Annotated in this window: 23 protein-coding genes; 15 read left to right on the forward strand and 8 right to left on the reverse strand. The window is 48.5% G+C overall.

Annotated elements, in window-relative coordinates; genetic code table 11:
* Positions 1-319 precede the first annotated feature (319 nt).
* Both MKQ68_RS20780 and MKQ68_RS20785 read right to left on the reverse strand, forming a co-directional pair.
* The gene (locus MKQ68_RS20780) at positions 320-787 is read right to left on the reverse strand and encodes an Lrp/AsnC ligand binding domain-containing protein (protein WP_264280775.1); all 468 of its coding nucleotides are present in this window, start codon (positions 785-787) and stop codon (positions 320-322) included.
* Positions 788-1301: 514 nt separating this feature from the next.
* On the reverse strand, positions 1302-2885 hold the full coding sequence (locus MKQ68_RS20785; RefSeq protein ID WP_264280776.1) for a protein O-mannosyl-transferase family: 1584 nt from the start codon (positions 2883-2885) through the stop codon (positions 1302-1304).
* A 103-nt stretch (positions 2886-2988) separates the two neighbouring features.
* On the opposite strand from MKQ68_RS20785, the gene trmB reads away from it, so the two are divergent.
* The 7 genes from trmB (at position 2989) to MKQ68_RS20820 (ending at position 8163) form a co-directional block, all read left to right on the forward strand.
* Positions 2989-3696: a tRNA (guanosine(46)-N7)-methyltransferase TrmB gene (gene trmB, locus MKQ68_RS20790; protein WP_264280777.1), complete on the forward strand. Its 708-nt coding sequence runs from the start codon at positions 2989-2991 to the stop codon at positions 3694-3696.
* Positions 3674-4279 carry an MGMT family protein gene (locus MKQ68_RS20795; RefSeq protein WP_264280778.1) on the forward strand — a complete coding sequence of 202 codons (606 nt, stop codon included), beginning with the start codon at positions 3674-3676 and terminating at the stop codon, positions 4277-4279. Before trmB ends, MKQ68_RS20795 begins: the two co-directional genes overlap by 23 nt.
* 4 nt (positions 4280-4283) lie before the next feature.
* On the forward strand, positions 4284-4727 hold the full coding sequence (locus MKQ68_RS20800) for an IPExxxVDY family protein (protein WP_264280779.1): 444 nt from the start codon (positions 4284-4286) through the stop codon (positions 4725-4727).
* A 123-nt stretch (positions 4728-4850) separates the two neighbouring features.
* Complete coding sequence (locus MKQ68_RS20805) at positions 4851-5081, forward strand: 4a-hydroxytetrahydrobiopterin dehydratase (RefSeq protein ID WP_264280780.1); 231 nt, start codon at positions 4851-4853, stop codon at positions 5079-5081.
* Between the two features lie 116 nt (positions 5082-5197).
* Positions 5198-7180 carry a histidine kinase gene (locus tag MKQ68_RS20810; RefSeq protein ID WP_264280781.1) on the forward strand — a complete coding sequence of 661 codons (1983 nt, stop codon included), beginning with the start codon at positions 5198-5200 and terminating at the stop codon, positions 7178-7180.
* Between the two features lies 1 nt (position 7181).
* The gene (locus MKQ68_RS20815) at positions 7182-7925 is read left to right on the forward strand and encodes a LytR/AlgR family response regulator transcription factor (protein ID WP_264280782.1); all 744 of its coding nucleotides are present in this window, start codon (positions 7182-7184) and stop codon (positions 7923-7925) included.
* A 55-nt stretch (positions 7926-7980) separates the two neighbouring features.
* On the forward strand, positions 7981-8163 hold the full coding sequence (locus MKQ68_RS20820) for a hypothetical protein (RefSeq protein ID WP_264280783.1): 183 nt from the start codon (positions 7981-7983) through the stop codon (positions 8161-8163).
* Positions 8164-8432: 269 nt separating this feature from the next.
* Here the strand turns inward: MKQ68_RS20820 and rho are convergent, their stop codons facing one another.
* The gene (gene rho / locus MKQ68_RS20825) at positions 8433-10139 is read right to left on the reverse strand and encodes a transcription termination factor Rho (RefSeq protein WP_432803750.1); all 1707 of its coding nucleotides are present in this window, start codon (positions 10137-10139) and stop codon (positions 8433-8435) included.
* Between the two features lie 321 nt (positions 10140-10460).
* Here rho and asnS point away from each other — a divergent pair, with 321 nt between their 5' ends.
* From asnS to MKQ68_RS20840, 3 genes are all read left to right on the forward strand, one after another.
* The gene (gene asnS / locus MKQ68_RS20830) at positions 10461-11900 is read left to right on the forward strand and encodes an asparagine--tRNA ligase (protein WP_264280784.1); all 1440 of its coding nucleotides are present in this window, start codon (positions 10461-10463) and stop codon (positions 11898-11900) included.
* A 281-nt stretch (positions 11901-12181) separates the two neighbouring features.
* Entirely contained in the window at positions 12182-12712 is a 531-nt protein-coding gene (locus MKQ68_RS20835) for an ExbD/TolR family protein (RefSeq protein ID WP_264280785.1), read from the forward strand.
* Between the two features lie 106 nt (positions 12713-12818).
* The gene (locus MKQ68_RS20840) at positions 12819-13775 is read left to right on the forward strand and encodes an isopenicillin N synthase family dioxygenase (RefSeq protein ID WP_264280786.1); all 957 of its coding nucleotides are present in this window, start codon (positions 12819-12821) and stop codon (positions 13773-13775) included.
* A gap of 4 nt (positions 13776-13779) precedes the next feature.
* Here MKQ68_RS20840 and MKQ68_RS20845 read toward each other — a convergent pair whose 3' ends face one another.
* Positions 13780-14835, reverse strand: coding sequence for a hypothetical protein (locus tag MKQ68_RS20845; protein ID WP_264280787.1), 1056 nt, complete (start codon positions 14833-14835; stop codon positions 13780-13782).
* Between the two features lie 302 nt (positions 14836-15137).
* Between MKQ68_RS20845 and MKQ68_RS20850 the strand changes: the two genes are divergently transcribed.
* A complete protein-coding gene (locus MKQ68_RS20850) occupies positions 15138-16247 on the forward strand; it encodes a chromate transporter (protein WP_490715594.1) in 1110 nt (369 codons plus the stop codon).
* A gap of 316 nt (positions 16248-16563) precedes the next feature.
* Here the strand turns inward: MKQ68_RS20850 and MKQ68_RS20855 are convergent, their stop codons facing one another.
* From MKQ68_RS20855 to MKQ68_RS20870, 4 genes are all read right to left on the reverse strand, one after another.
* On the reverse strand, positions 16564-17541 hold the full coding sequence (locus tag MKQ68_RS20855) for an aldose epimerase family protein (RefSeq protein ID WP_264280789.1): 978 nt from the start codon (positions 17539-17541) through the stop codon (positions 16564-16566).
* Positions 17480-17743 carry a hypothetical protein gene (locus MKQ68_RS20860; RefSeq protein WP_264280790.1) on the reverse strand — a complete coding sequence of 88 codons (264 nt, stop codon included), beginning with the start codon at positions 17741-17743 and terminating at the stop codon, positions 17480-17482. Before MKQ68_RS20860 ends, MKQ68_RS20855 begins: the two co-directional genes overlap by 62 nt.
* Before the next feature lie 197 nt (positions 17744-17940).
* Complete coding sequence (locus MKQ68_RS20865) at positions 17941-18915, reverse strand: deoxyhypusine synthase family protein (RefSeq protein ID WP_264280791.1); 975 nt, start codon at positions 18913-18915, stop codon at positions 17941-17943.
* Positions 18916-19065: 150 nt separating this feature from the next.
* On the reverse strand, positions 19066-19518 hold the full coding sequence (locus tag MKQ68_RS20870) for a hypothetical protein (RefSeq protein WP_244835901.1): 453 nt from the start codon (positions 19516-19518) through the stop codon (positions 19066-19068).
* Between the two features lie 452 nt (positions 19519-19970).
* Between MKQ68_RS20870 and MKQ68_RS20875 the strand changes: the two genes are divergently transcribed.
* From MKQ68_RS20875 to MKQ68_RS20890, 4 genes are all read left to right on the forward strand, one after another.
* A complete protein-coding gene (locus tag MKQ68_RS20875; protein WP_244835902.1) occupies positions 19971-20519 on the forward strand; it encodes an acyl carrier protein phosphodiesterase in 549 nt (182 codons plus the stop codon).
* Positions 20520-20578: 59 nt separating this feature from the next.
* Entirely contained in the window at positions 20579-21193 is a 615-nt protein-coding gene (locus tag MKQ68_RS20880) for a DUF2911 domain-containing protein (protein WP_264280792.1), read from the forward strand.
* A gap of 518 nt (positions 21194-21711) precedes the next feature.
* Positions 21712-22851, forward strand: coding sequence for a cystathionine gamma-synthase (locus MKQ68_RS20885; protein ID WP_264280793.1), 1140 nt, complete (start codon positions 21712-21714; stop codon positions 22849-22851).
* Positions 22852-23010: 159 nt separating this feature from the next.
* Positions 23011-23781: a TIGR02757 family protein gene (locus MKQ68_RS20890; protein ID WP_264280794.1), complete on the forward strand. Its 771-nt coding sequence runs from the start codon at positions 23011-23013 to the stop codon at positions 23779-23781.
* The last annotated feature ends 3 nt before the right edge of the window (positions 23782-23784 follow it).

Consider the following 23784-nt stretch of genomic DNA (forward strand, 5'->3'; position numbering starts at 1 on the left):
TTGATGATGGTATTTTCGCGTTCGTTATCGCGAATACACTTGCCCTCGCGCCGGGTAGCGCGTTGCGGTACAAGAGAGTGACACAACGGCGGCTGAGGAGAGAATAAAAGCCGGCTAAATAAAGATGAAAAACGGCGAAAACAAGACATGGCTACGCCATTGCCCGAAGACTGATCTGAAAGGCAAAATGAATGTTTTCATGCAGTTGTGAAGGCTGCTCGTCAGGACTGGCGCCAGGCGGCACCGAAAATCGCCCTGACGTTTACCAGTGGCCGTGCCACCGGTAACATCAGTTTCATAACGGGACGAATGCAGGGTTTTATTCTACCACATTGATCGTGCGGGTAAAGCTTTCTTCGAGCGAGATAAAAGTCTCGGTACGTTCAATACCCTTGATCTTCTGTAATTCATCGTGCAACACGTGGCGCAGGCCGGATATGTCCTTACAAATGATTTCAGCGAACATGCTGTAACTGCCGGTGGTGTAATTAAGGCGAACGATCTCCGGGATCTTACGCAGTTCTTTGGCCACAGAATCGTACAGGGAGCTCTTTTCGAGGAAAATGCCGATAAAGGCAATTACATCGTAGCCAATCATTTTTAAATCTACATGTAATTTAGTACCTTTAACTACACCCAGCTCTTGCAGTTTCTTCATCCTCACATGGATCGTTCCCCCGGAAACAAAGAGCTTTTTGCCCAGATCGGCATAGGAGATTTCAGCATTGTACATCATCTCGCTGATAATCTGCAAGTCAAGTTTGTCAATATTCAAATTGTGGCTCATTTTGACAAATCGTTTTAGAATGTTTTAAAACTACATGCAAATATTTAAAATTTTTCGAAATTTACAAAATTCTTCTTGAAAAATTTGCAAAAAAGTAGTCCTCCCTTTAGATTTGCATCATAATCACTACCGAAAACGACTTGCGAAAGGCATTTCCCCGACCGGTTAAACTTTGTGGGGTGATGAAATTGGCAGACATGCCCTCTTGTCTCGGGGGTGAGGATAACGGGATAAACACAGCATAATGGGTTGACCACTAATCTTATTTGTGCTGCGGCTAACTGCCTCGTGGAGGTTCGAATCCTTCTCCTACAGCAAAGCGCTCAGAAACAATTTCTGAGCGCTTTTTTTATGGTGCATCGCCGGATCTCCTGCATTCGGCCCCGCTCTCATCAGGGCGGCCAGCACACAGCTGCTTTGTGCGCAGCACGGTCCCTGGCCCTTAGCTGGCGTCTTTGCCTGAGGATAGGCCATCCGCCTGGTTCAGACACTTTGCCTGAGGCAGGCAGTTTACCTAATTCAGCTTCCCCCTATACTTCAACTCATAAATCTTCCCAAACCCGTCATTCTCCGGGTTCACCAACACCAGGTAATCCTTATACTTCTCCACGAACACCGCCGTTTTTTCATAAGTTTCCGGGTCGCGGAACTTTACGGCATCGTCGCGGTGGATCATATCCTCGGCAATGTATACATGGTGACCGGCAGCGATGGTTTTTTCGGCTTCGTCCATACAACGATCGAACGCCTGTTCCGGTGAGCAGATAGACGCCGGGCTTTCATACACGATATACGCCAGCATACTACCTGAACCCAATGACAACACCAGGTCGCCGGTACGGGCGTGCTGCTTTAACCAGGCGGCGCGGTTTACGATATAATCGCTGCTTTCGGAGCGAATGAGCATATAGCCCCCTACCAGGTTATGTAACGCCAGCAGGCTCACCGCCAGCCAGGGTACGAACGTCAGTTTCTTTTCGAACAACGGCGACACCAGCCAGGAAGTGAACAGGAGTACGATGGGGACGAGCAGCATAGTCCAGGGTTCGGGCGAGTTGGGATCGAGGTACAGGAGTACCAGGCCATAGATGGCGATCCACAGGACGAGCAGCCAGTTCTCCGGCTTAAAACCTTTCCGTGTCGTATGCCTGAAACCTTTGATCAGCAGCCATAACAACGCGATGCCAGTCAGCACCAGGGTAGCACAGGCTACAAAGTTGAGCACCCCGTTCGTATTCGCTGCGTACACCTCCTCCACGATCATATTTGCCGGAAAATGGCCGCGGATGAACTGCTCCACCGAATCAATCCCATATAAAAAGCCGGTGGACACGATGTTGCTCACCAACACAAAACCAGTCACAAAAATAGAACCGTAGGACTGCGAGGCGCCATCCATTAAGAAGGCTACGAACGCCTGTTGCGGCGCAAGCGCCTGGTAAGTGATATAATAACCGCCGATCACCACCAGCACCCCGACAATGCCATATACAAAAGCGGCAGCCCAATACCGCCGAAGGAAAAAGGCAAAGGGGAAACAGAAGAACAACGGAATAGCGTTCGGTTTGTAGATCAACACACCAATGCCTGCTATAAATCCGGCCAGCACGGCCAGTACCAGGGGCCGCATCTCCCGTTGGGAAAGAATTAAATACAACACCCCGATGCAAAACACGTTGGACAATGCATACACCTCGGCCTCTACCGAATACCGCCAGTACCCATAAGCAAACAGCAACAGCGCGCAACCACACAGGGCGGCGTTACGGCTCATCTTCAGCACCCGCTCCTGGAAGCGGAAACAGAGTACGACGGTGAGTGCGCTACAGATGGCGCTTAAAGTACACATCAACCAATAAGCGTCGATGCGCTCACCGAACAACTGCCAGATGGCTTTTGCCAGGGGCAGGAAGAACAGGTAACGCGGCTGGAACAGGTGCGCATAACCGGAACTACGTACGAGGTAAGCATAGTGAAACCCATCATCTGCCTCGCTGCGGTTGCCCGGGAAGCTGAGAATGAAAAATAGCGTAAGGGCTGCAAAAGCGATCAGTCCATAAGTAAGGGATGCTTTGCCGGGGTTTGTTTTTGCAGTCATAATAATGTTTTAGCGCAGGATTTGCCGCCTAAAATTAAGCGGCTATTCTTAAAAAAGGAAACGTAAGAGCGGCAACGCAGCCTTTTGCTTACTTTTGCAGGGCATGGGACAAAAAAAATTACAACGTTTCGCAGACATTGAGACTTTTCCTAACGTGCTTATTTACCCGGAAGGCATGCAGGGAAAATGGAAGGAACACTTCGGCAACGATCAGCCGATTACGCTGGAGCTGGCCTGCGGCAAAGGCGACTACGCATTGGGACTGGGACGCATGTTCCCCGACCGCAACTTTATTGGGGTAGACCTGAAAGGCAACCGCATCTGGAAAGGAGCTAAAACAGCCCTGGACGAGAAGCTGGCTAACGTTGGCTTCCTGCGTACACAGATCGATCACCTGGAAAATTATTTTGAGGCGGGCGAAGTATCGGAGATATGGATCACTTTCCCCGATCCGTTCCTGCGTGCATCCAAAGCGAAAAAGCGGCTTACGCACCCGAAGTTCCTCGCTATTTACCAGAAGGTACTACGCCCGGGCGCTACCATCAACCTTAAAACAGATTCCGCGGAATTATATCACTTCACCCAGGCAGTAATACCGGCAGCCGGTTGTACCCTGGTAGAAGATGTGGCCGACGTATACGCCAATCCACACGCAATTACGCCGGTATTGAAGATACAAACGTTTTATGAGGGAATGCACCTGGCCGACCGCCGCACCATCCGCTACCTCAAATTCACTTTGCCATCGCAGCCGATCGACTGGCGCACCATACAATTACCCGATGAATATGCCGTTGAAGGAGAACATTGATTTCTACTACAACGAGCAGGGGCTGATGGTGTTAACGGCTAAGTTCCACCTCGACCGTGGGACCTGTTGCGGAAATGGCTGCAAACACTGCCCGTACGATTATGAAAACGTACCCGAACCAAAAAAAGCAGGCTCCTCGCCGAGCGGGACCAGGAGCAAAAAAAGCCCTGAAGCGGAAGCACCTTCGTTTTACGACAAGGTGTTTGAGTTAGTGAGAAAGATACCCAAAGGCCGGGCTACTACATATGGCGCCATTGCGGAAGCGGCAGGCATTCGCCTCTCCGCCCGCATGGTAGGCTGGGCCATGAATGGTGCCGGCCACGTTAAACCAACCGTACCGGCGCACCGCGTGGTAAACAGGAATGGCATGTTAAGCGGCAAACACCACTTCGCCACCCCAACACTTATGCAGGAACTACTCGAAGCAGAAGGCATCACGGTGAAGAACGATACGATACAAGACTTTAAGCATATTTTCTGGGACCCGCAGGGGAAGTCGCCCGCAACAAAGCGATCATCGGCCGTAAAGCCCGCCCCGCCCGTAAAGAAACCAACAACAGTGAAGAAAACTAAAAAACCGTAAGCGCATGTCCGTACTCAAATTAAAACTTGACCAGGACCAGCTGGTAGAAGATTTTTTCGAGGATACCTTTCTCGTAGGCATCGCCTCGTCTGCACGTGATTACCAGTTATGCTGGCAGCTGAACCGCCAGCTGCATTTCGACTTCCGGGTAAACAACTCGCTGGAAATAAAACTAACCAAAGGCGCACGCTCCTTTTACTTCCCCGTATTTGATTTTTTGGAGCCTACCAAAACAGTGGAACATTACTTGTATAACAATCACTGTAAAGGGGAGTTCCTGTTGCCGGAGCTTAAACACATTCATTACATCTGGCTCATCAAAGGAAATTATTACCAGCAGGAAGACATTAAAAAATTAATTGAACTGCTGCGCTATGTGGAGATGGTACAATTAGTATCTTTATTAGATATTAGAGACATTAAGAATAAGATGAATTTAATTTTTTGATGAATGTTTCGCCAGTGGGCCATGAATGTTCCGGACAGTAGCAAAGCCGGCAGACACAGAAAGTACGAGTGAACACCCCGAAACGTATATATATCTGGCATCTCATCCTAAATCATTTTTCGTATGTGGGAGGAAAAAGATAAGCAGCTTTACCGCGCTTTTCAGTTCAAGGATTTTAAGGAGGCTTTCGGCTTCATGACCAAAGTTGCGCTGATTGCCGAAAAGATGGACCATCATCCGAATTGGACGAATGTTTATAACAAGGTAGAAATCTTCCTTTCAACACATGAGGCAGGCAATACCGTTACCGATAAAGACCATCAGCTGGCAAAAGCTATTGATGGCCTGTTGTAATCCATTAATTTACCAGATCAGTGACGCGATTTATTTTAACGCTTCTTTTGTTCTGTTGCACCCTCACAACAACTGCAGGCACAACTTTAGAAGACACGTTTATCCCCGGCTATGACATGTCGCTCCAGGGTGCGGACCTCCGCCATCAACTGGGCGTACTGAAAAGCCAGGGCGACCGCTACACCATCCAGGAAGTGGTACAACTACCTTTCGGTAAAGACACGAGCGTTTTCCACGCGGGCCGCACAATAAACGACGGCACTAACGACGTATGGCTAAAACTCACTGTGCACAACAACACCACGCTCGACAGCAGTGGTTTTGTATTTGCAGGCTGGCACGATTACATGTACTGGTACGAGCCCGGCAGCAACGGCCAATATACGCTGCGCGCCCAAACCGGCCTGATGATGGACAATGCCGGCGTAGAACGCTGGAACCATTACGCCTTTCCTATCCACGTAGCCGCCGGCGCTACCGCAACGTACTACCTTCACATCTCCAACCGCTATTACCGCGAAAATGCGCTGCTCCCCGTACTCCTGAACGATATTGAATACTATAACTTCCGCCATGAAACATCGAATTATTATAAGCAGGAAGCGCTGATCATACAGATCATTATCGGTATGCTGCTCGTATTCCTCAGCATCACGATCATTAACTACACGCAACTACCCGACCGCTCGTCGCTGTACTTTGCGGGCTATATCCTCGGCCTCATCGTGTACTTCGCCCTGCGGCTGGATGCCAAGCCTTACCAGCTTTCGTTCTCACATCACTGGCCGAAGCTGAAGTACTATTGGGACATCCCGGCACTGTACTTCTGTTTTTACGTGATGTACTTCATGTTCGGCAACGTGTTTCTCAGCCTGCGGGAGCGCTATCCGTTAATGGAGAAAATATTCCGCTGGTCGTCATGGGTATCATGCATACTGATGCTGATATCGGTGTACTGTATTTACCGCGGCTGGTATCATATTCCGGGTAAGGTGTACACTTACTTTTACTTTATTACGCTGGTGCCCTTGGGCATTAGCCTGGTAGCACTCGCACAGCGTTCGCGGCACCATCCGCTGATCCGTTTTTTCTTGTTTGGGTCGATATCAATTTATGTACTGTCGCTTTGCGCGTTCGTGTTTAACCAGGAGCCGGTGGGACTTACCGCCATTCCCGAACTGGTTACTCCTTCGGGCATGTTAGTGGCCGGCGTACTGTTGCAGGCGTTGTTTTTTGCGGCGGGACTGAGTTATCGAAACAAACTGGTACACCAGGAAAAAACGAAAACACAGGAGCTGCTCATCAAACAGCTGAATAAGAACAAAGAACTGCAACGCAAACTGAACGAGCAGCTGGAAGAACTGGTGAAAGAACAAACCACGGAAATCCTGCGTAAGAAGCAGGAGCTGGAGGAGCAGCGCAAACTGCAGCTGGAAATCGAGTATGGCAAAAAGTTGTCGGAAATCGAACTGAAGGCCATTCGCGCACAAATCAACCCACACTTCATTTTCAACTGTCTTAACTCTATCCAGTTGTTCGTGATGCAGCGCGATTATGAATATGCGCAAAAGTATTTGTCAGACTTCTCTTACCTCATCCGTAAGACGCTCGACTTTTCGCGGCGCAATTTTATATCGCTGTCTGATGAGATCACCTATTTAAATACTTATCTTGGGCTTGAAAAGATGCGTTTCGAGCATAAGATGGAATACGAGATCATAGTAGACCCCACTATTCCAACCGGCGAACTGGAGGTGCCGGCCATGTTGTTACAACCTTATGTAGAAAACGCCGTGAAGCACGGTATGAACAATGAAGCGCACACCACGGGCAAACTCACGATCCGTTTTAGCCAGGACGATGATGAAGAAATGCTGGAATGTGTGATTGAAGACAATGGCATCGGCATCGAAAGATCGAAAGCGATACGACAATTGCCGGCACATCACCAATCTTCCGGCATGGAAATTAGTTTGAACCGTGCGGAGTTGCTGAACAAAATGTACAATACCGAAATTCAGATCGAAATTATTGACAAAACAGGCATGCAGTATCCGGAAAGCGGCACAATCGTTCGCATCCTGATACCCCAATTATAAGATGGTCCGCGCCGTAATCATAGACGATGAAAGGAACAGCAGGGATATCATTACCCTTATGCTGGAAAAATACTGCCCCGGCGTTGAGCCCGTGGCAACGGCTGCTAATTGTCGGGAAGGTATTGCGCTCATCCGGGAACTTCGGCCGCAATTAGTATTTCTCGACCTGGAAATGCCGGACGGCACCGGCTTCGACGTACTGACCGGCGCTTACGACGAAACGTTTGAAGCGGTATTTGTTACGGCGTTTGAAAAACGTTTCCTGCACACGATCCGTTTCGCAGAAGTGGAGCTGATCTTAAAACCGATCGACAAGGAAAGCCTGGTAGCGACGGTTGACAAGGTGTTACAACGCATCAACACCAATGCCTCCAAACAACGTTACGAGGTATTACTTAATAACTTTTCGAAAGAAGAAAACGACGAAAAAAACCTGATCATACCCGCCCCTGACGGTGCTGCGCCTGTGATTCCCATCAGCATGATCGATTACCTGGAAGGTGCCGGTGACAAAGTGGTTTTTCACTTGCAGGATAGCAGCATACTCCCCTCCACACATGGTTTCCGTTTTTACGCGGAGTTGTTTAATGCCATGAAGTTTTACCAGGTGAACAACCAGCAGATCGTGCAACTCTCTCACATCACAAAAGTCGATGCCGACCGTAACCTTGTGCTGCTCAAAAGCGGCGCCAGTGTTGAAGTAACGGAGCGGCGTAAAAAAGAGCTGCTCGCGCTCTGGCGATAATACCGCATTATTTTGGCAAAGAATTTGAATTATCAGGTTATCAAAAATACGCAACATGAGAAACCTGAAAAAACTGAGCCTGCTGCTGCTGGCTGCAGGTTGCTGCTTCGCCACTGCCTGCGTGGCTCCCAAAGCGCCACCACGGCCGCCAAGACCACCAAGGCCACCTAAGCCACCAAGACCTGCCATGGTCAAACCACCTACGCCACCACAAGCCGTGTTTGCGTACAGGGCATAATATCAGTACATCCACATATATTGAAACAGCAACCTGTTATCGGGTTGCTGTTTTCTTTTGCACCAGCATCAGCGCTTTTCCCACCCGCCGTTGTGTCACTCACTTCGGCGGCATTTTCTCTTCCCGTCATCGAATTGGACCTCCGCACCATTCCGCGATGCAGTAGTGCGGGAGCCAGGGGCGCGCGCGCCGCTCACATTAACAAACAAGTATAAAAACAAAACCCGCCTCAAATGAAGCGGGTTTTGCAAATGATATGAAGACTGATACTATCGGTTCATAGAGATCAGGAACTCTTCGTTGTTACGGGTGCCGCGCATGTGTTGCAGCATGAAGTGCATGGACTCCTCGGTGTTCATATCCGCCAGGTGGTTGCGCAGGATGTAAATGCGGGAAAGCATTTCTTTATCCAGCAACAGATCGTCGCGACGGGTAGAAGAAGCAGTAACGTCGATAGCCGGGAAAATACGCCTGTTGGCGAGGCGGCGATCGAGTTGCAGCTCCATGTTACCGGTACCTTTAAACTCTTCGAAGATCACCTCGTCCATTTTAGAACCAGTGTCGATCAGCGCAGTAGCGAGGATAGTGAGGGAACCACCGTTCTCGATCTTACGGGCGGCACCGAAGAATTGTTTAGGCTTCTGCATAGCATTAGCTTCCACACCACCGGACAATACTTTACCGGAAGCAGGAGCCACGGTGTTATGCGCACGGGCCAGGCGGGTGATGGAGTCGAGCAGGATAACTACATCGTGGCCACATTCTACCAGGCGTTTTGCTTTTTGCAGCGCGATGGCGGATACTTTCACGTGTTTTTCTGCAGGCTCGTCGAACGTGGAAGCGATCACTTCTGCTTTAACGCTACGTTCCATATCGGTCACCTCTTCCGGACGCTCATCGATCAACACCACCATCAGGTAAATATCCGGGTGGTTAGTGGCGATGGCGTTTGCTACCTCTTTCAGCAGCATCGTTTTACCCACTTTCGGTTGGGCTACGATGAGGCCACGCTGGCCTTTACCGATAGGCGTGAACATATCGATAATACGGGTGGAGTAGTTATTAGGCGTAGTAGTAAGCGTGAGTTTTTCGAAAGGGAACAGCGGCGTAAGGTAATCGAAAGGTACGCGGTCGCGCACTTCTTCCGGTGTTTTACCGTTGATGGTTTCCACTTTCAGCAAAGCGAAATATTTCTCTCCTTCTTTCGGCGGACGAACAGAGCCACGCACGGTATCGCCGGTTTTGAGACCGAACAGTTTTATCTGCGAAGGAGATACATAAATATCGTCTGGTGAGCTGAGGTAGTTGTAATCGGAAGAGCGCAGGAAACCGTAGCCGTCGGGCATCATTTCCAGTACACCTTCACTTACGATGATACCGTCAAACTCTATATTGAAAACAGGTTCTTTCTTATTGTTGTTGCCACGCTGCTGGTTCTTAGCTACTGGTGGCGGCGCTACCGGCTCTTCAACCGTTACGAAGTCATTCACAAAATCATCCTCTTCTTCGTCGCGGAGCTCCACTACTTCTTCCTCTTCTTCCGGTAATTCGTCGGACAGTGCTGGCAGCACGATGTCTTCATCATCATCAAAAGTTAAAGAAGGAATATCAAGATCTAATTCAAGTGTGCGTTTTTTTGGAGGTTCCGGGTTAGCAGGTTTTGCAGGAGTTTCTTTCTTAGGTTCTGGTGCTGGTGTTGCTGCTGCTTTCTTTCCTTTTTTCGGTTTATCTTCTGTAGCTGGTTCTGCTACCGGGGCTTCTTCTTTTTTAGAGGATGTTGTCGCTTTACGTTTTCTACCTTTCTTCTCTTCGCCGTTCTCTGCCTGGTCTTCCGATGCCATTACCGCTTGTTTATCGAGGATTTTATAGATCAGGGCCTGCTTATCGAGTTTTTTGGAATTGGGAATTTCGAGCTTCTCCGCAATGTCAAGCAGTTCAGGAACGAGCATATCGTTCAATTGTAAGATGTCGTACATCATCGTGAGTTGTCAAATTTAATTTTGAAGTGTCTAAAGGCGGGTACCACTGCGTGTTTTCACACACACACACCAATTAATAAATAATTGTTTTGAGTCAAGTGAAACTGGTTTGAAATCATTAAACTTGAGGGATGCCTTGAGTTTAGGACTGCTGATGAAGATGGCAAAATGGAAACTTGATCAGACAGATTATAACGCAAGATTAAAACAACTTTTACTATTATCCAAAAAAAGTCCGTTTTAACGTTTCAAAACAGCCGGGAAATGGGATTTAGGACTATTTTTGCAATCCTTAAATAAATAAAAAGTAAATATTTTATGAGCCAAAGAGTGAAGGTCAAACAGATCCTGCTGGACGACAAAACGAACTACGAAGTTACAGTAAAAGGTTGGGTGCGGAGCTTCCGCAACAATCAATTCATAGCTTTGAACGATGGCTCAACCAATAATAATCTGCAGGTAGTGATCAGCCAGGAAAACACCGACCCGGCCCTGGTGAAGCGCATCACCAGCGGTGCGGCCATCAGCGTTACCGGCGAAATTATTCCTTCGCAGGGTAAAGGCCAGAAGGTAGAGCTGAAAGCGCAAACATTGGAGATACTGGGCGACTGTGATCCCGAGCAATATCCGCTGCAGCTGAAAAACAGGCCAAGCCTCGAATACCTGCGCGAAATTGCACACCTGCGCTTCCGTACCAATACGTTCGGTGCAGTGTTCCGCGTGCGTCACACGCTGGCATATGCCGTGCACAAGTTCTTTAACGATCGTGGATTCGTATACCTGCACACACCCATCATTACTGCATCCGACGCAGAAGGCGCCGGCGAAATGTTCCGCGTAACCACGCTCGACATGAAGAAGCCGCCACTGGATGATGCAGGCAACATCGACTACAAACAGGACTTTTTCGGACGCAGCACTAACCTCACCGTATCCGGCCAGCTGGAAGGTGAACTGGGTGCCATGGCGTTCGGTGATATCTATACTTTCGGTCCCACTTTCCGTGCTGAAAATTCTAACACAGCGCGTCACCTCGCAGAGTTCTGGATGATTGAGCCGGAGATGGCTTTCTATGAACTGAAAGACAACATGGACCTCGCAGAAGCCTTCATCAAATACGTGATCGGCTACGCACTGGAACACAATCGCGAAGACCTGGAATTCCTTGCCCAGCGGCTGGAAGAAGAGGAAAAACAAAAACCGCAGGCGGAACGCAGCGAGCTTAAACTGGTAGACAAACTCGAATTCGTATTGAACAACGAATTTGAACGTCTTACTTATACCGAGGCCATTGACATTCTGAAAAACAGTAAGCCGAACAAAAACAAAAAGTTCAACTACCTGATCGAAGAATGGGGCGCAGATTTGCAGAGTGAGCACGAACGTTACCTGGTAGAAAAACACTTCAAAAAACCAGTGATCCTGACTGACTATCCGGCCGCTATCAAATCGTTTTACATGAAGCAAAACGACGACGGCAAAACCGTTCGCGCGATGGATATTCTGTTCCCCGGTATCGGTGAAATCGTAGGTGGTTCGCAGCGTGAAGAGAACTACGACAAACTGGTGAAACGTATGGAAGAACTGCACCTGCCGGTAGAAGAAATGTACTGGTACCTGGATACCCGCCGCTTCGGCTCCGCGCCGCACGCAGGCTTTGGTCTGGGCTTCGAAAGGCTGGTACTGTTCGTAACCGGTATGACCAACATACGCGACGTGATCGCCTTCCCAAGAACACCAGGAAGCGCAGATTTTTAATCCTCCTACAATTCATTATAGAAGGCTGGCCGTTGGTCAGCCTTTTTTGTTTTCGTACACCTATGCTTTGTGTTTTCGTACGCCTATGCTTAAACAGTCAGCATTCTTGTTTCATACCGCTATCCTTAAACGAAGTAAACTTTTATGGAAAATAAAACACCCTGCATCCTATAGCCAACATAACAAGTTAATGTGCGAAAGATGCTACAGTGGCGGGCTATCGCGCCCGCTACTTACTGCTCGATCGTACAGGCATTTCATCATCCTAAATATTTATTCCTATGGCAGAGATGAATACAAACACCAGCAACCACCACGGCAAACCACGCAGCAAAAAGTTATCGACCCGGGTAGACATGACGCCCATGGTGGACCTGGGCTTTTTGCTGATCACTTTTTTTATGCTCACCACTACCATGGCGCAACCAAAAACCATCGACCTCATCATGCCTGCCGAAGGTAAAAGCATGCCCGTTCCTGAAAGTAAAGCACTTACCGTATTACTCACCGGCGACAACCGCATCGCTTATTACGAGGGCGATGGAAGTAATGCAGATGCAGCCGTCAATCTGCAATACACGACCTATTCCACGCAAACAGGAATTGGCGATGTAATCCGTAAAAAACAACAACGCGTAGCAGATAAATACGGCGATGCCGATCAACTGATCGTACTGATCAAAGCAGATGAAAAAGCGAATTACAGCAATGTAGTGAATGTGATGGACGAGATGCTGATCAACCGCGTGGCCCGCTATGCGATCGTTGATATCACGGATAACGACCAAGGTTTTTTACACCCTATGCCATAACGCTACACAGCTAAAAAAGAGGAGGCTGGCTCTTTATGGAGCCGGCCTTTTTTATGGGCTTGACGGTCATTTGTCGTATATTTAATTATCCAAAACAAGTTGAACTATGGCAAACGTTAATTCCATTCCTTCAGTGGATCTGTCTCATTTCATTTCCGGTAATCCTGATCAGAAAGCCGCCTTCGTACAACAACTCGGCAAAGCGTATGAAGAAGTTGGTTTCGTGGCAGTAAAGAACCATGGCATTCCCGATGAACTCATTGCAGATCTTTACAAGTATGTGCAGGATTTTTTCAAACTCCCATCCGATGTAAAACATCAGTATGAAATACCGGAACTGGCCGGGCAGCGCGGTTATACTTCTTTTGGAAAGGAACATGCGAAAGGATTTGATGCGCCGGACCTGAAAGAGTTTTTCCAGTTCGGACAAACGGTGGCAGAGAGCAGTCCGTTAAAAAGCGAATATCCCGATAATGTGCAGGTGAATGAGGTAGCGCCGTTTACGCCCACTTTACACAAAGCTTACCAGGGCTTTGAACGTGCGGGCAAGTACCTGTTACGGGCAATTGCTTTATACCTTGGGCTGGACGAACATTATTTCGATGATAAAATAGAAGAAGGCAACTCCATTCTGCGGGCGATCCATTATCCGCCTATTACGCAGGAGCCGAAGTCGGCCATCCGTGCGGAGCAGCATGAAGACATTAATCTCATCACCCTGCTGGTAGGCGCGTCGGCCGACGGTTTGCAGATCCTGGACAAACAGGATAACTGGGTGCCTGTAACATCGCTGCCGGAGCAGATCGTGGTGAATGTGGGCGACATGCTGCAGCGATTAACGAACAACCGGTTGAAGTCGACTACGCATCGTGTGGTAAATCCACCGCGTGAAAAGTGGGGCACATCACGCTTCTCCATTCCTTTCTTCCTGCATCCTAAATCCAATATGGATTTGAGTGCGCTGCAAAGCTGCATCACCGCCGACAACCCGTTGCAATACGAGCCGATTACGGCAGGCGAATACCTGGACGAACGTTTAAGGGAAATCGGTTTAAAGAAATAGATAGTTAAAGACGAGTGGAACTTAATGTTTTGTCCTTCTCTTTAACGATCACCAACTGGCTGGCCGCGGCGGTGGAAGTAATTTCTTCGCCGCGGAGCAGCCGGGAAAAGTAACCCACCAGCTCCGTTGGAATGCGGTAATCCTTTTGCGGGAAGTTCATGAAGTAAGAATGTTTATACCGCACGGCATCGTGAAAGTTTACGTAAGTGGCATTTACAGCTTTCTCGCCACGAATCTTCTCTCCCAATTGTTTTTTCATGGTAATAAGATGCGCCCCTTTCAACTGAAAATCCTTCCGGTTATGATGGATATACACGTGCCTGGCAAAGCGCATTTTGTTTACCCAGTCCGCATGGCCCTTTTGCGGCACACAAGCAGCGTTCAATACAAGGTTATCGATAAACGGATAGTCATTTAATGGCTGCACATCCTGCGTTTGCATCATTTCCCGCACGATGATATTGCCCATACTGTGATTAAACGTTGTAAAGTGTACACCGGTTAACCAGGGCGCTTCCAGCTTTCGCGCCTGCTGAAATTGTAATAACAGGTTATAATATTGCCGAGCAGACAAGCTTGCGTTTTCGCGTGCGAAGCGAAAGTTCTTCGAGGGTTTGTAAGTCGTATTGATGCTTGCGTAATCGAACATAACTACGTTTACATTGTATTGAGCGCTCATCAGCTGCGCACGCATCACATTAGCGGTAAATATCTTACCCATACCTTCTGCGTACAGCACCACATCCCGCTTGATGGGCAGGCGTTGCATAGCCTCGCCAAGCGTTGCTTCCTGGTAAACATTCCATTTCCCTTCCTGTTTTTCGAGAAAGAAGTATTTGAGCGATGTAGTATCCACAAACTCGTCTACAAAGCGCAGACTGTCTGGCGACAAATGCCGGTTGGTGACGAATACCAGGCAGGTATCGTCTGCGGAAACCGTTACCTCATTGCCTGTATGGAAATGAAACTGCGACCATGCGGCGGCACTGTTAAAATCAATGCTTTGCGCCGACACGGCGGATGAAGCTACGAGCATCAATAAAAATAGGATTGTCCGCATATAGTAAGCAGTTATAAAAACCTTAAACGTCTGAACGGACCTTTTGTTTCCACAAGCCCCCTCAAACCGGGAGTACATCAACTATTATGCCTGTGCAAAAGCACCGGGCTGCGCTGAAATATTTGAAGATGAAAGGCTTAAATACGATCCGGCCACATATTTAGTTTGAATAATTCAGTATTTATCTTGAAATTCGACAACCTGAAACATACCGATAAGTGTTTTTACGTCATATCTCTTTCCTGAAATCAGTCTTTTTTCACAGCATAACCGCTTATGGAGGCCCACAGGGTCACCTGGCGATGATGCTGAAGACGTTTGTGCAGGAACGTAAGGATGTGACGGAGAAGGAGTTAATGGAATACAATGCCTTTTGCCAGCTACTACCAGGCGCATCATCTTCCCAAACCCTTACCCTTATCGCCTACAAGCGTGGAGGTCTTGCCCTGGCCATTGTATCCCTGCTGATCTGGATCGCGCCGGCAAGTATCCTGATGGGGGCACTTAGCTTCCTCCTACAGTTTTTCGATAAGCGGGCACTGGATGTCGACATCTTTAAATACGTACAGCCGATGGCGGTGGGCTTCCTGGCTTACGGGGGCATTAAAGCTTACAGCATCAGCATCCGGAACGCCGCCAGCGTATTCATTATGTTACTGGCCCTCGCTGTCACCTTCTTCCTTAAATCCCCCTGGACCTTCCCCGCACTCATCATCGTGGGCGGCATTATCACCAACTTCACCAACAAAAACATACCCGACTCCATCGAGAAGCCCCGTAAAATCAAATGGGCTAACCTATGGTTATTCGCCGTGCTGTTCATTCTGGCCGGTACCTTATCGGAGCTGGCGCGCATCAATAACTGGGACTTTAAACGCCCTTTTAACATGTTTGAACACTTTTACCGCTTTGGCACCCTGGTGTTTGGTGGTGGCGATATCCTTATCGCGATGATGCTCGAACAATATGTAACCCGGGCCAAAACACAGTTCATGACTGCCGAGGAGCTGCTCACCGGTGCCGGTATTATGCGGGCCATTCCCGGCCCCACATTCTCCGTGGCCGCATATGTAGGCGGTATGGTTATGCGTAATATGGGGCCCGGTTTCCAGCTGTTAGGCTGTATACTTGCGCCCATAGCCATCTTTTTACCAAGCCTGTTACTGGTATTGTTCTTCTTCCCCATCTGGAATAACCTGAAAAAATATGCGGTAATTTATCGCGCGTTGGAGGGTATTAATGCGGTGGTGGTAGGAATTATGTGGGCGGCTACTTTTATCCTGCTGTTTTCTATCTCTATTACCTGGTATAACGTACTTATCATCCTCTGGACGCTGGGGTTCTTATATCTTACACGGGTGCCTTCCCCCTTGATCGTAGTGGCGTGCCTGCTGCTGGGCTGGTTATTTTAGAACAGTTGTAGGTATAACACTTTACGTGTAAGATTCATTTAAGCCAACAACATACTGCAACACCACTACGAACTAATCATCAAGGGATGAGAAAGCACCTTTTGCACCTCCAGGGCCCACAATATATTAAATAAATTCAGCTTATCGGTGCTATCAAATTGTTACACACTGATTTTTAATGAAAAAACGGCTGGTATGCCATAAAGGCTGACTAAAAACTAACGTGCAAGCTTTGAGAATCATGTGCACGATGCAACCAAACAGAAAGGGGCTGACCATTACTGTTGGTCAGCCCCGCTTTATAAAATCCAGTATATTATTTTTTCACGTCGAACTTATACACACAAACGTGGCTATAAGTCTGGCCTGGCTTTAACACCGTGGACGGGAAGGATGGCTGATTCGGAGAATCAGGGTAGTGTTGTGTTTCCAGGCACAGCGCGCCACGGAAGTTGTACACTTTACCACCTTTACCCGTGTCTTTACCATCGATGAAGTTACCGCCGTAAAACTGTACGCCAGGCTCGGTGGTGTATACTTCCATATAACGGCCGCTTGCAGGCTCCAGTACAGTGGCTGCCAGGGTAAGCGAATCACCTTTTTTGTTCAGTACCCAGTTATGGTCATAACCTTTGCCAAACTTCAGCTGCTCGTCCTGCTGCTCCAGCCTGTCACCAATAGCGGTAGGCGTTGTAAAGTCGAACGGCGTACCTTTAACCGGTACGTTTTTGCCTAATGGGATCAGCGTACTGTCAACCGGTGTATAATTGTCTGCATTGATGTGCAGCACGTGATCATTGATGCTGCCATTACCCGCGCCATGCAGGTTAAAGAAGGAGTGATGCGTGAGGTTCACGATCGTCGCTTTGTCAGTAGTAGCGCTGTACGATACTTTAAACTCGTTGTTATCGGTCAGCTCGTAAGTCATCGTGATATCCAGCGCGCCAGGATAACCTTCTTCGCCATCAGGAGAAAGATAGTGGAACACTACTGTTTTAGGATCTTTCTGTTCCATATCCCACACTACTTCATTGTAGCCTTTTTTACCGCCATGCAGTGTGTTGGCGCCGTTGTTCAGGAACAGCGTGTATTCCTTACCGTCAAGTTTAAATTTGCCTTTGGCAATACGGTTGCCGTAACGGCCTACTACGCCGCCATAATATTCTTCGTGGCTGCTGAGGTAACCTTTCAGGTCGCTGTAGCCCAGTACGATATCTTCTTTTTTGCCATTTTTATCGGGCGTAAGCAGCGATACTACTTGCGCCGAAGTTAGTAACGGCCATTTCGATGCCATTACTATTTTTCAGGTAGAAAAGTTTCACCTGTTTGCCGTCGATCGTGGTATCGAAACCGGCGGCCGGGGCGATGGACTCTACTGACGAGGCAGCGGCAGAATCGGCCACTACGGTGCTGTCGGCGGTAGATTTTGTACCGCCCTGGTTACAGGCAGCGGCACCTAAACAAACGGTAGTTAAAAGCGGAAGAAGCTTTCTCATACGTGGGAAATTGGTTTTTATTGGTTTAAAAATGTATATGCTGATGGTTATAAGTGTCTAATATACATATTAGATCGATTACAAACTAGCCGGGAATTAACAGAAAGTTCGCTAAAATGAAAAATCGGCACCTTCTTAAAACAAAACAGGCCCGGGATCACCCGGACCTGTATCCTCCTAAAAAGGAAAAATATAGTTTACCAACCTAACACATATGCAAAAATCAACGGCGCAACAATCGTCGCGTCAGATTCTACGATGAACTTAGGCGTGGTGATATCCAGTTTACCCCAGGTGATTTTCTCGTTGGGGACCGCACCGGAATAAGAACCGTAGGAAGTAGTAGAGTCAGAAATCTGGCAGAAGTAGCTCCAGAAAGGAACGTCATGCCATTCCAGGTCCTGGTACATCATAGGCACTACGCAAATCGGGAAGTCGCCGGCAATACCGCCACCGATCTGGAAGAAGCCTACACCTTTACCACCGCTGTTCGCACGATACCACTCGGAGAGTGTTACCATGTACTCGATACCGCTCTTCATCGTACTGGCTTTCAGTTCGCCTTTGATGATGTAGGAAGAGAAGATGTTACCCATGGTGCTGTCTTCCCAACCTGGTACTACGATCGGAATATTTCTTTCTGCAGCTGCGATCATCCAGCTATTTTTGGGATCGATCTCGTAGTGCTCTTTCATTACACCGCTCAGCAGCAGTTTATACATATACTCGTGAGGGAAGTAGCGCTCGCCCGCATCGTCCGCATCTTTCCAGATTTTATAGATATGCTTCTGGATACGGCGGAAAGCCTCTTCTTCAGGGATGCAGGTATCCGTTACACGGTTAAAGCCGTTTTCCAGCAGGTCCCATTCTTCCTGGGGGCTGAGGTCGCGGTAGTTAGGTACTCTTTTATAGTGAGTGTGAGCTACCAGGTTCATGATATCTTCTTCGAGGTTCGCGCCTGTGCAGGAAATAATGTCCACTTTACCCTGGCGGATCATTTCCGCGAAGGAAATACCCAGCTCGGCCGTGCTCATTGCGCCCGCCAGCGTTACCATCATTTTACCGCCTTCCAGCAAATGCGTTTCGTACCCTTTGGCAGCATCTACCAGTGCCGCCGAGTTAAAGTGGCGGTAATGATGCTGCATAAACTGTGAAATCGGTCCTTTGTTCATGTTCATGTTCTGTTTACAAATTCAGAGGGGCAAAGGTAGCCAAATTTTAGGGAAAGCGGCCGGACGCTACTTAAACAAAAAAGCCGCAGGAGTTACCTGCGGCCTAAACACTGATCTTTAAATTTCCAGATTGGCGGAGACTCGAAACACTTATGCTTTTCTCAGCTTCCTGAAGGTGCTGACAGAAGAGGAAGTAGCCTTTACGGTCGTCCAGTGTGAATCACTCTCCAAAGTAATCATGTAAGTAGTGTTGCCGTCAGCATCATACTCCACGATGTTGTGAATGTTCTGGTCAGGATACTTCTTCATCAGCTTAGTAATTACGTTCAGCGGCAATTCGCTGTCGGTAATGTAACGGGAAGTGGCGAGCAGGTTACCGTCATTGTCAAAGTGGGCGGTAACTTTTGATGATTTGATGGTAAACTTGGCTACATAATTGTCTTTAGTGCCTGCGTACCAGGTAACGTTTGCAGCGCCTGCAAACTCCCTTTCAAAAGATTCAATAACTTTCTTGTTACTAATCGAAATGCCGTCAAAGGCACTGGCTGTGCTGGTTGTGAACGCAACAACAGCAACTGTTAGAATGGCGATTAATTTTTTCATGGCGGAAAAATTTAATTGTTGCTTTTTGTTTGTTGTTAATGATAAAGCAAAGGTATATGCGCCGCAAAGCTAAGTAAAGCGAATAGGTAAGAGTGGCGAAGCCACGTTAATTGATTGTGAAGCGTGTTATAACACCTACTGTAAACGGAGCTTTTGAAGTGTCTGAAACGAGCCACAGCACAGGTGTTGCGCCCGATCGACGAATGTTGCAAAATGCGTTGTTAAGCTTGTGTTAAAAGCACTTTTTGGTGACAATCGGTAAAGCCGAAAAACGTTGTTCAAAGGCGTACAAGAGAAGTTCGAAATCGGACAATCGACTTATTTAGCTTATATTTGATATCCGCGAACGCCCAGTGCATAAGCCTTTCAGGCGATTCGCCCTATCGTTGCATATGAACTACCTGGCCCACGCATACTTATCTTTTAATCACCCACCGTTCATTATCGGAAACATGATAGCCGATTTTGTAAAAGGCAAACAACTGCTGCAATACCCGCCGGACGTGCAACAGGGCGTACGGTTACACCGTGCGATCGACGCCTATACCGATCACCACCCGGCTACCGCCCGCGCCAAAAATTGCCTGAAACCCGCCGTAGGAGCCTACAGCGCCGTTTATACCGATATTATCTACGATCACTTTCTCGCCAACGACCCCGAACATTTTACCGCACAATCGCTGGAAACCTTTGCAGGCGGGATCTATGAAACGCTTGCCGCTCATCATGACCAGCTGCCTCCCGTGTTCCAACAGGTGTTTTCTTACATGCGCCAACATAACTGGTTGCTGCACTACCGCGAACGGAACGGCATTGCCAGCTCTTTCAACGGCATTACCCGACGCGCCAAATACCAGCAGGTACCGGCCACCGTACCTTTTAAAGCTTTTGAAGATCACTATGACACGTTAAAGGATTGTTACGCGCAATTCTTTCCGGACCTGCTGCGTTATGTCAAAAGTTATCTTGAAGCACCTGGCGGAGCGGAGCCCTCGTTTTGAGGATTTTCCGTACGTTTGGGGAGTATTTCACTGTCTAACAATATAATCCACCGTTGAATATGAGGAAATTAGTTGCATGTATCGCCATCACGTTGACCGCAGGCCTGTCGTCACCATCATTTGCACAGGACAAAAAATTGCCCCCGCTGGATCCCAGCCCCATGGATATGGCTTATTATCCGGCCATGTACCCGTATGTGGTAAAGGTGAAAGGCGAACCAGGTGCGCTGGTAGCCAGGGCTTTGTACAGCCGCCCGCAGAAGAAAGGCCGCACCATCTTTGGTGACCTGGTAGAGTATAATAAAGTATGGCGCTGTGGAGCCAACGAAGCTACGGAGGTGGAGTTTTTCCGCCCCGTGACGATCGGTGGAAAAACTGTTCCAAAAGGACGTTATACGCTGTACGCCATTCCCAACGAAAGCAAATGGACGGTCATCCTGAACAAACAAACCGACATCTGGGGCGCTTATAAATATGAACAGAGCATGGACATTGTTCGCACGGACGTGACGCCTGAAAACAATGCCGACGAAACCGAAGCTTTCACGCTGGCATTTGAAAAAGCCAACCAGGGTGCTAACCTGGTAATGGCCTGGGACAAAACCCGTGTAGCCCTGCCGATCAAATGGTCGGAAACAGCAGCCGCTAAGCCGGCACCGAAAAAAACGAAGTAATCGCGAACATCGCCACATAGAAAAGGCCCGGTTTACGCGGGCCTTTTTCGTGCAAATAAAAAGCCCGGCAATGTTGCCGGGCCCCGCTTTATAGTTAATAGTTAATTGGTAGTAAGAAAAAAAGCGGTAAGAATACCGCCTTCAGAAATTTTAACCATATCCTATGAAAAACCTACGGTAAAGTTAAATCATTATTAAGCTCGGGAAAACGCGTTTTGGGTGAACGCATTAAAATTGTTCGTAACCGTAGCCAATCTTACAGAATGCGTTTTTTTCAGCAGTTAGCGCTGCGTCAGCTACGTATAAACCCGCCTCCGTAGTAGTACGCAGCCGAATGCATCATCATTGCAGGCGTTCATTCCGACTAAACTTTCGTATATTCATTATCGCTATTGTGGGTAGCCGGCGGCAGCGCTTTCTTCAGCCGCCGTTGTGTCACTCACTTGTACCCCACACCGCTTTTCGGCATCGTTTTAGATGAAAACCAGTACATTGCAATACACAGCAAAACACATTCTATGAAGCTAGGTACAAAACTCATACATGCGGGTGTTTCGCCCGACCCCACCACCGGTGCTATCATGACGCCCATTTACCAAACTTCCACCTTTGTGCAAAATGCCCCCGGCGATCATAAAGGCTACGAATATGCACGCACGCAAAACCCTACGCGCGATGCACTGCAAAACGCACTGGCCGCCATCGAAAATGGCAAACACGGTCTCAGCTTCGGCAGTGGACTGGCCGCCACCGATGCGGTTATCAAACTATTGAATCCCGGCGATGAGGTCATTGCCTCCAACGATTTATATGGCGGCACCTACCGCATCTTTACCAAAGTGTTTCAGCGTTACGGCATCCAGTTTCGTTTTGTAGATATGCAAAACGCAGCCAGTGTAGCCGATCACGTAACCCCGCAAACAAAACTGATCTGGATAGAAACGCCTACCAACCCTATGTTGAACATTATCGACATAGCCGCGGTAGCCAAAATTGCGAAGCAACATCAACTGCTGCTCGCCGTAGATAACACCTTCGCCTCACCTTACCTCCAGAACCCACTGGATCTCGGCGCGGATATTGTTGTACACTCCGCTACCAAGTACCTCGGTGGCCACAGTGACGTTGTACACGGTGCGCTTATCGTAAAAGACGATGCGCTCGCCCAGCAACTGGCCTTTATTCAAAACAGCTGCGGCGCAGTACCTGGCCCTCAGGACTGCTTCCTGGTGCTGCGGGGCATAAAAACGCTGCACGTACGTATGCAAAGGCATTGCGAAAATGGTGAAGCAGTGGCTAAATTCCTGCGTAGCCATAGCAAGGTCGATAAGGTATACTGGTGCGGTTTCGAAGATCACCCTAACCACGCGATCGCCCGCGAACAGATGCGAGGCTTTGGCGGTATGATCTCCTTTACCCTTAAGAGTGACGATCTGGCCGCTGCCAAAAAGGTATTGAGCCAAACGCACCTCTTCTCCCTGGCCGAAAGCCTGGGTGGTGTAGAATCGCTCATCGGCCACCCGGCTTCTATGACACATGCCTCTATTCCCCGGGAAGAAAGGCTCAAAAACGGACTTACAGATTCGCTGATTCGCCTGAGTGTAGGCATCGAAGATGTGGATGACCTGATATCCGATTTAAATACCGCTATTGGATAAATTTCAGGAAAGGCAGGCCGAAAAACCTCAACTGTCGCGCAAACTCCGTAATTTTAGACCATTCCGGCCCATTTGGGGACCGTGAGACTGAAAACCATTACACCTATGAACCGGCGCTGACATGCATGCATGGCAAGCTAGTTTACTTAACTGAACGCAATGAAGGCGCAGCTAAAACCATTCCTGGAGGCTAAAGTAGCCCACTATGACCAGCCGGCGTTTATCGACGGCGACCCGGTATCGATCCCTCACCGCTTCACTAAGCTGCAGGACATTGAGATTGCCGGGCTCTTCGCCGCTATCCTGGCCTGGGGAAACCGAACCACTATTATTAACAAGTGTAATGAACTCATGGCGATGTTCGATAACGCGCCCTATGATTTCATCCTTAACCACCAGCCGCGGGAAAGAATGAAGCTTATGTCTTTCACCCACCGCACTTTTAACGGGCTGGACCTGCTGTACTTCGTGGAGTACCTGCAGCATTACTATACGGACATCAATTCGCTGGAGCACGCCTTCAGCGGGCATATGAGTCCGGACGACGCCACGGTCGAAAAGGGGCTGATCGGGTTCCAGAAGATGTTCTTTATGCTGGAACACCCGGAAAGGACCCGTAAACACATCAGTACCCCGGCCAAAAACTCCGCCTGCAAACGGCTTAACATGTACCTCCGCTGGATGGTACGGCAAGACGAGAATGGCGTGGATTTTGGTATATGGCAGCATATAAAACCCAGTCAGCTCGTATGTCCGATGGATGTACACGTGGCCAGAGTAGCCGCCAGACTGGGAATGATAGAAAAAGCCGAAGCCAACTGGCGTACTGCCGTTCAACTCACGGAGCAACTCAAAGAATTTGACCCGGAGGACCCTGTGAAATACGACTTCGCACTGTTTGGCCTTGGTGTTGTTGAAAAATATGTTTGATAA

This window comes from Chitinophaga horti (assembly GCF_022867795.2).
In the GTDB taxonomy this organism is placed as follows: domain Bacteria; phylum Bacteroidota; class Bacteroidia; order Chitinophagales; family Chitinophagaceae; genus Chitinophaga; species Chitinophaga horti.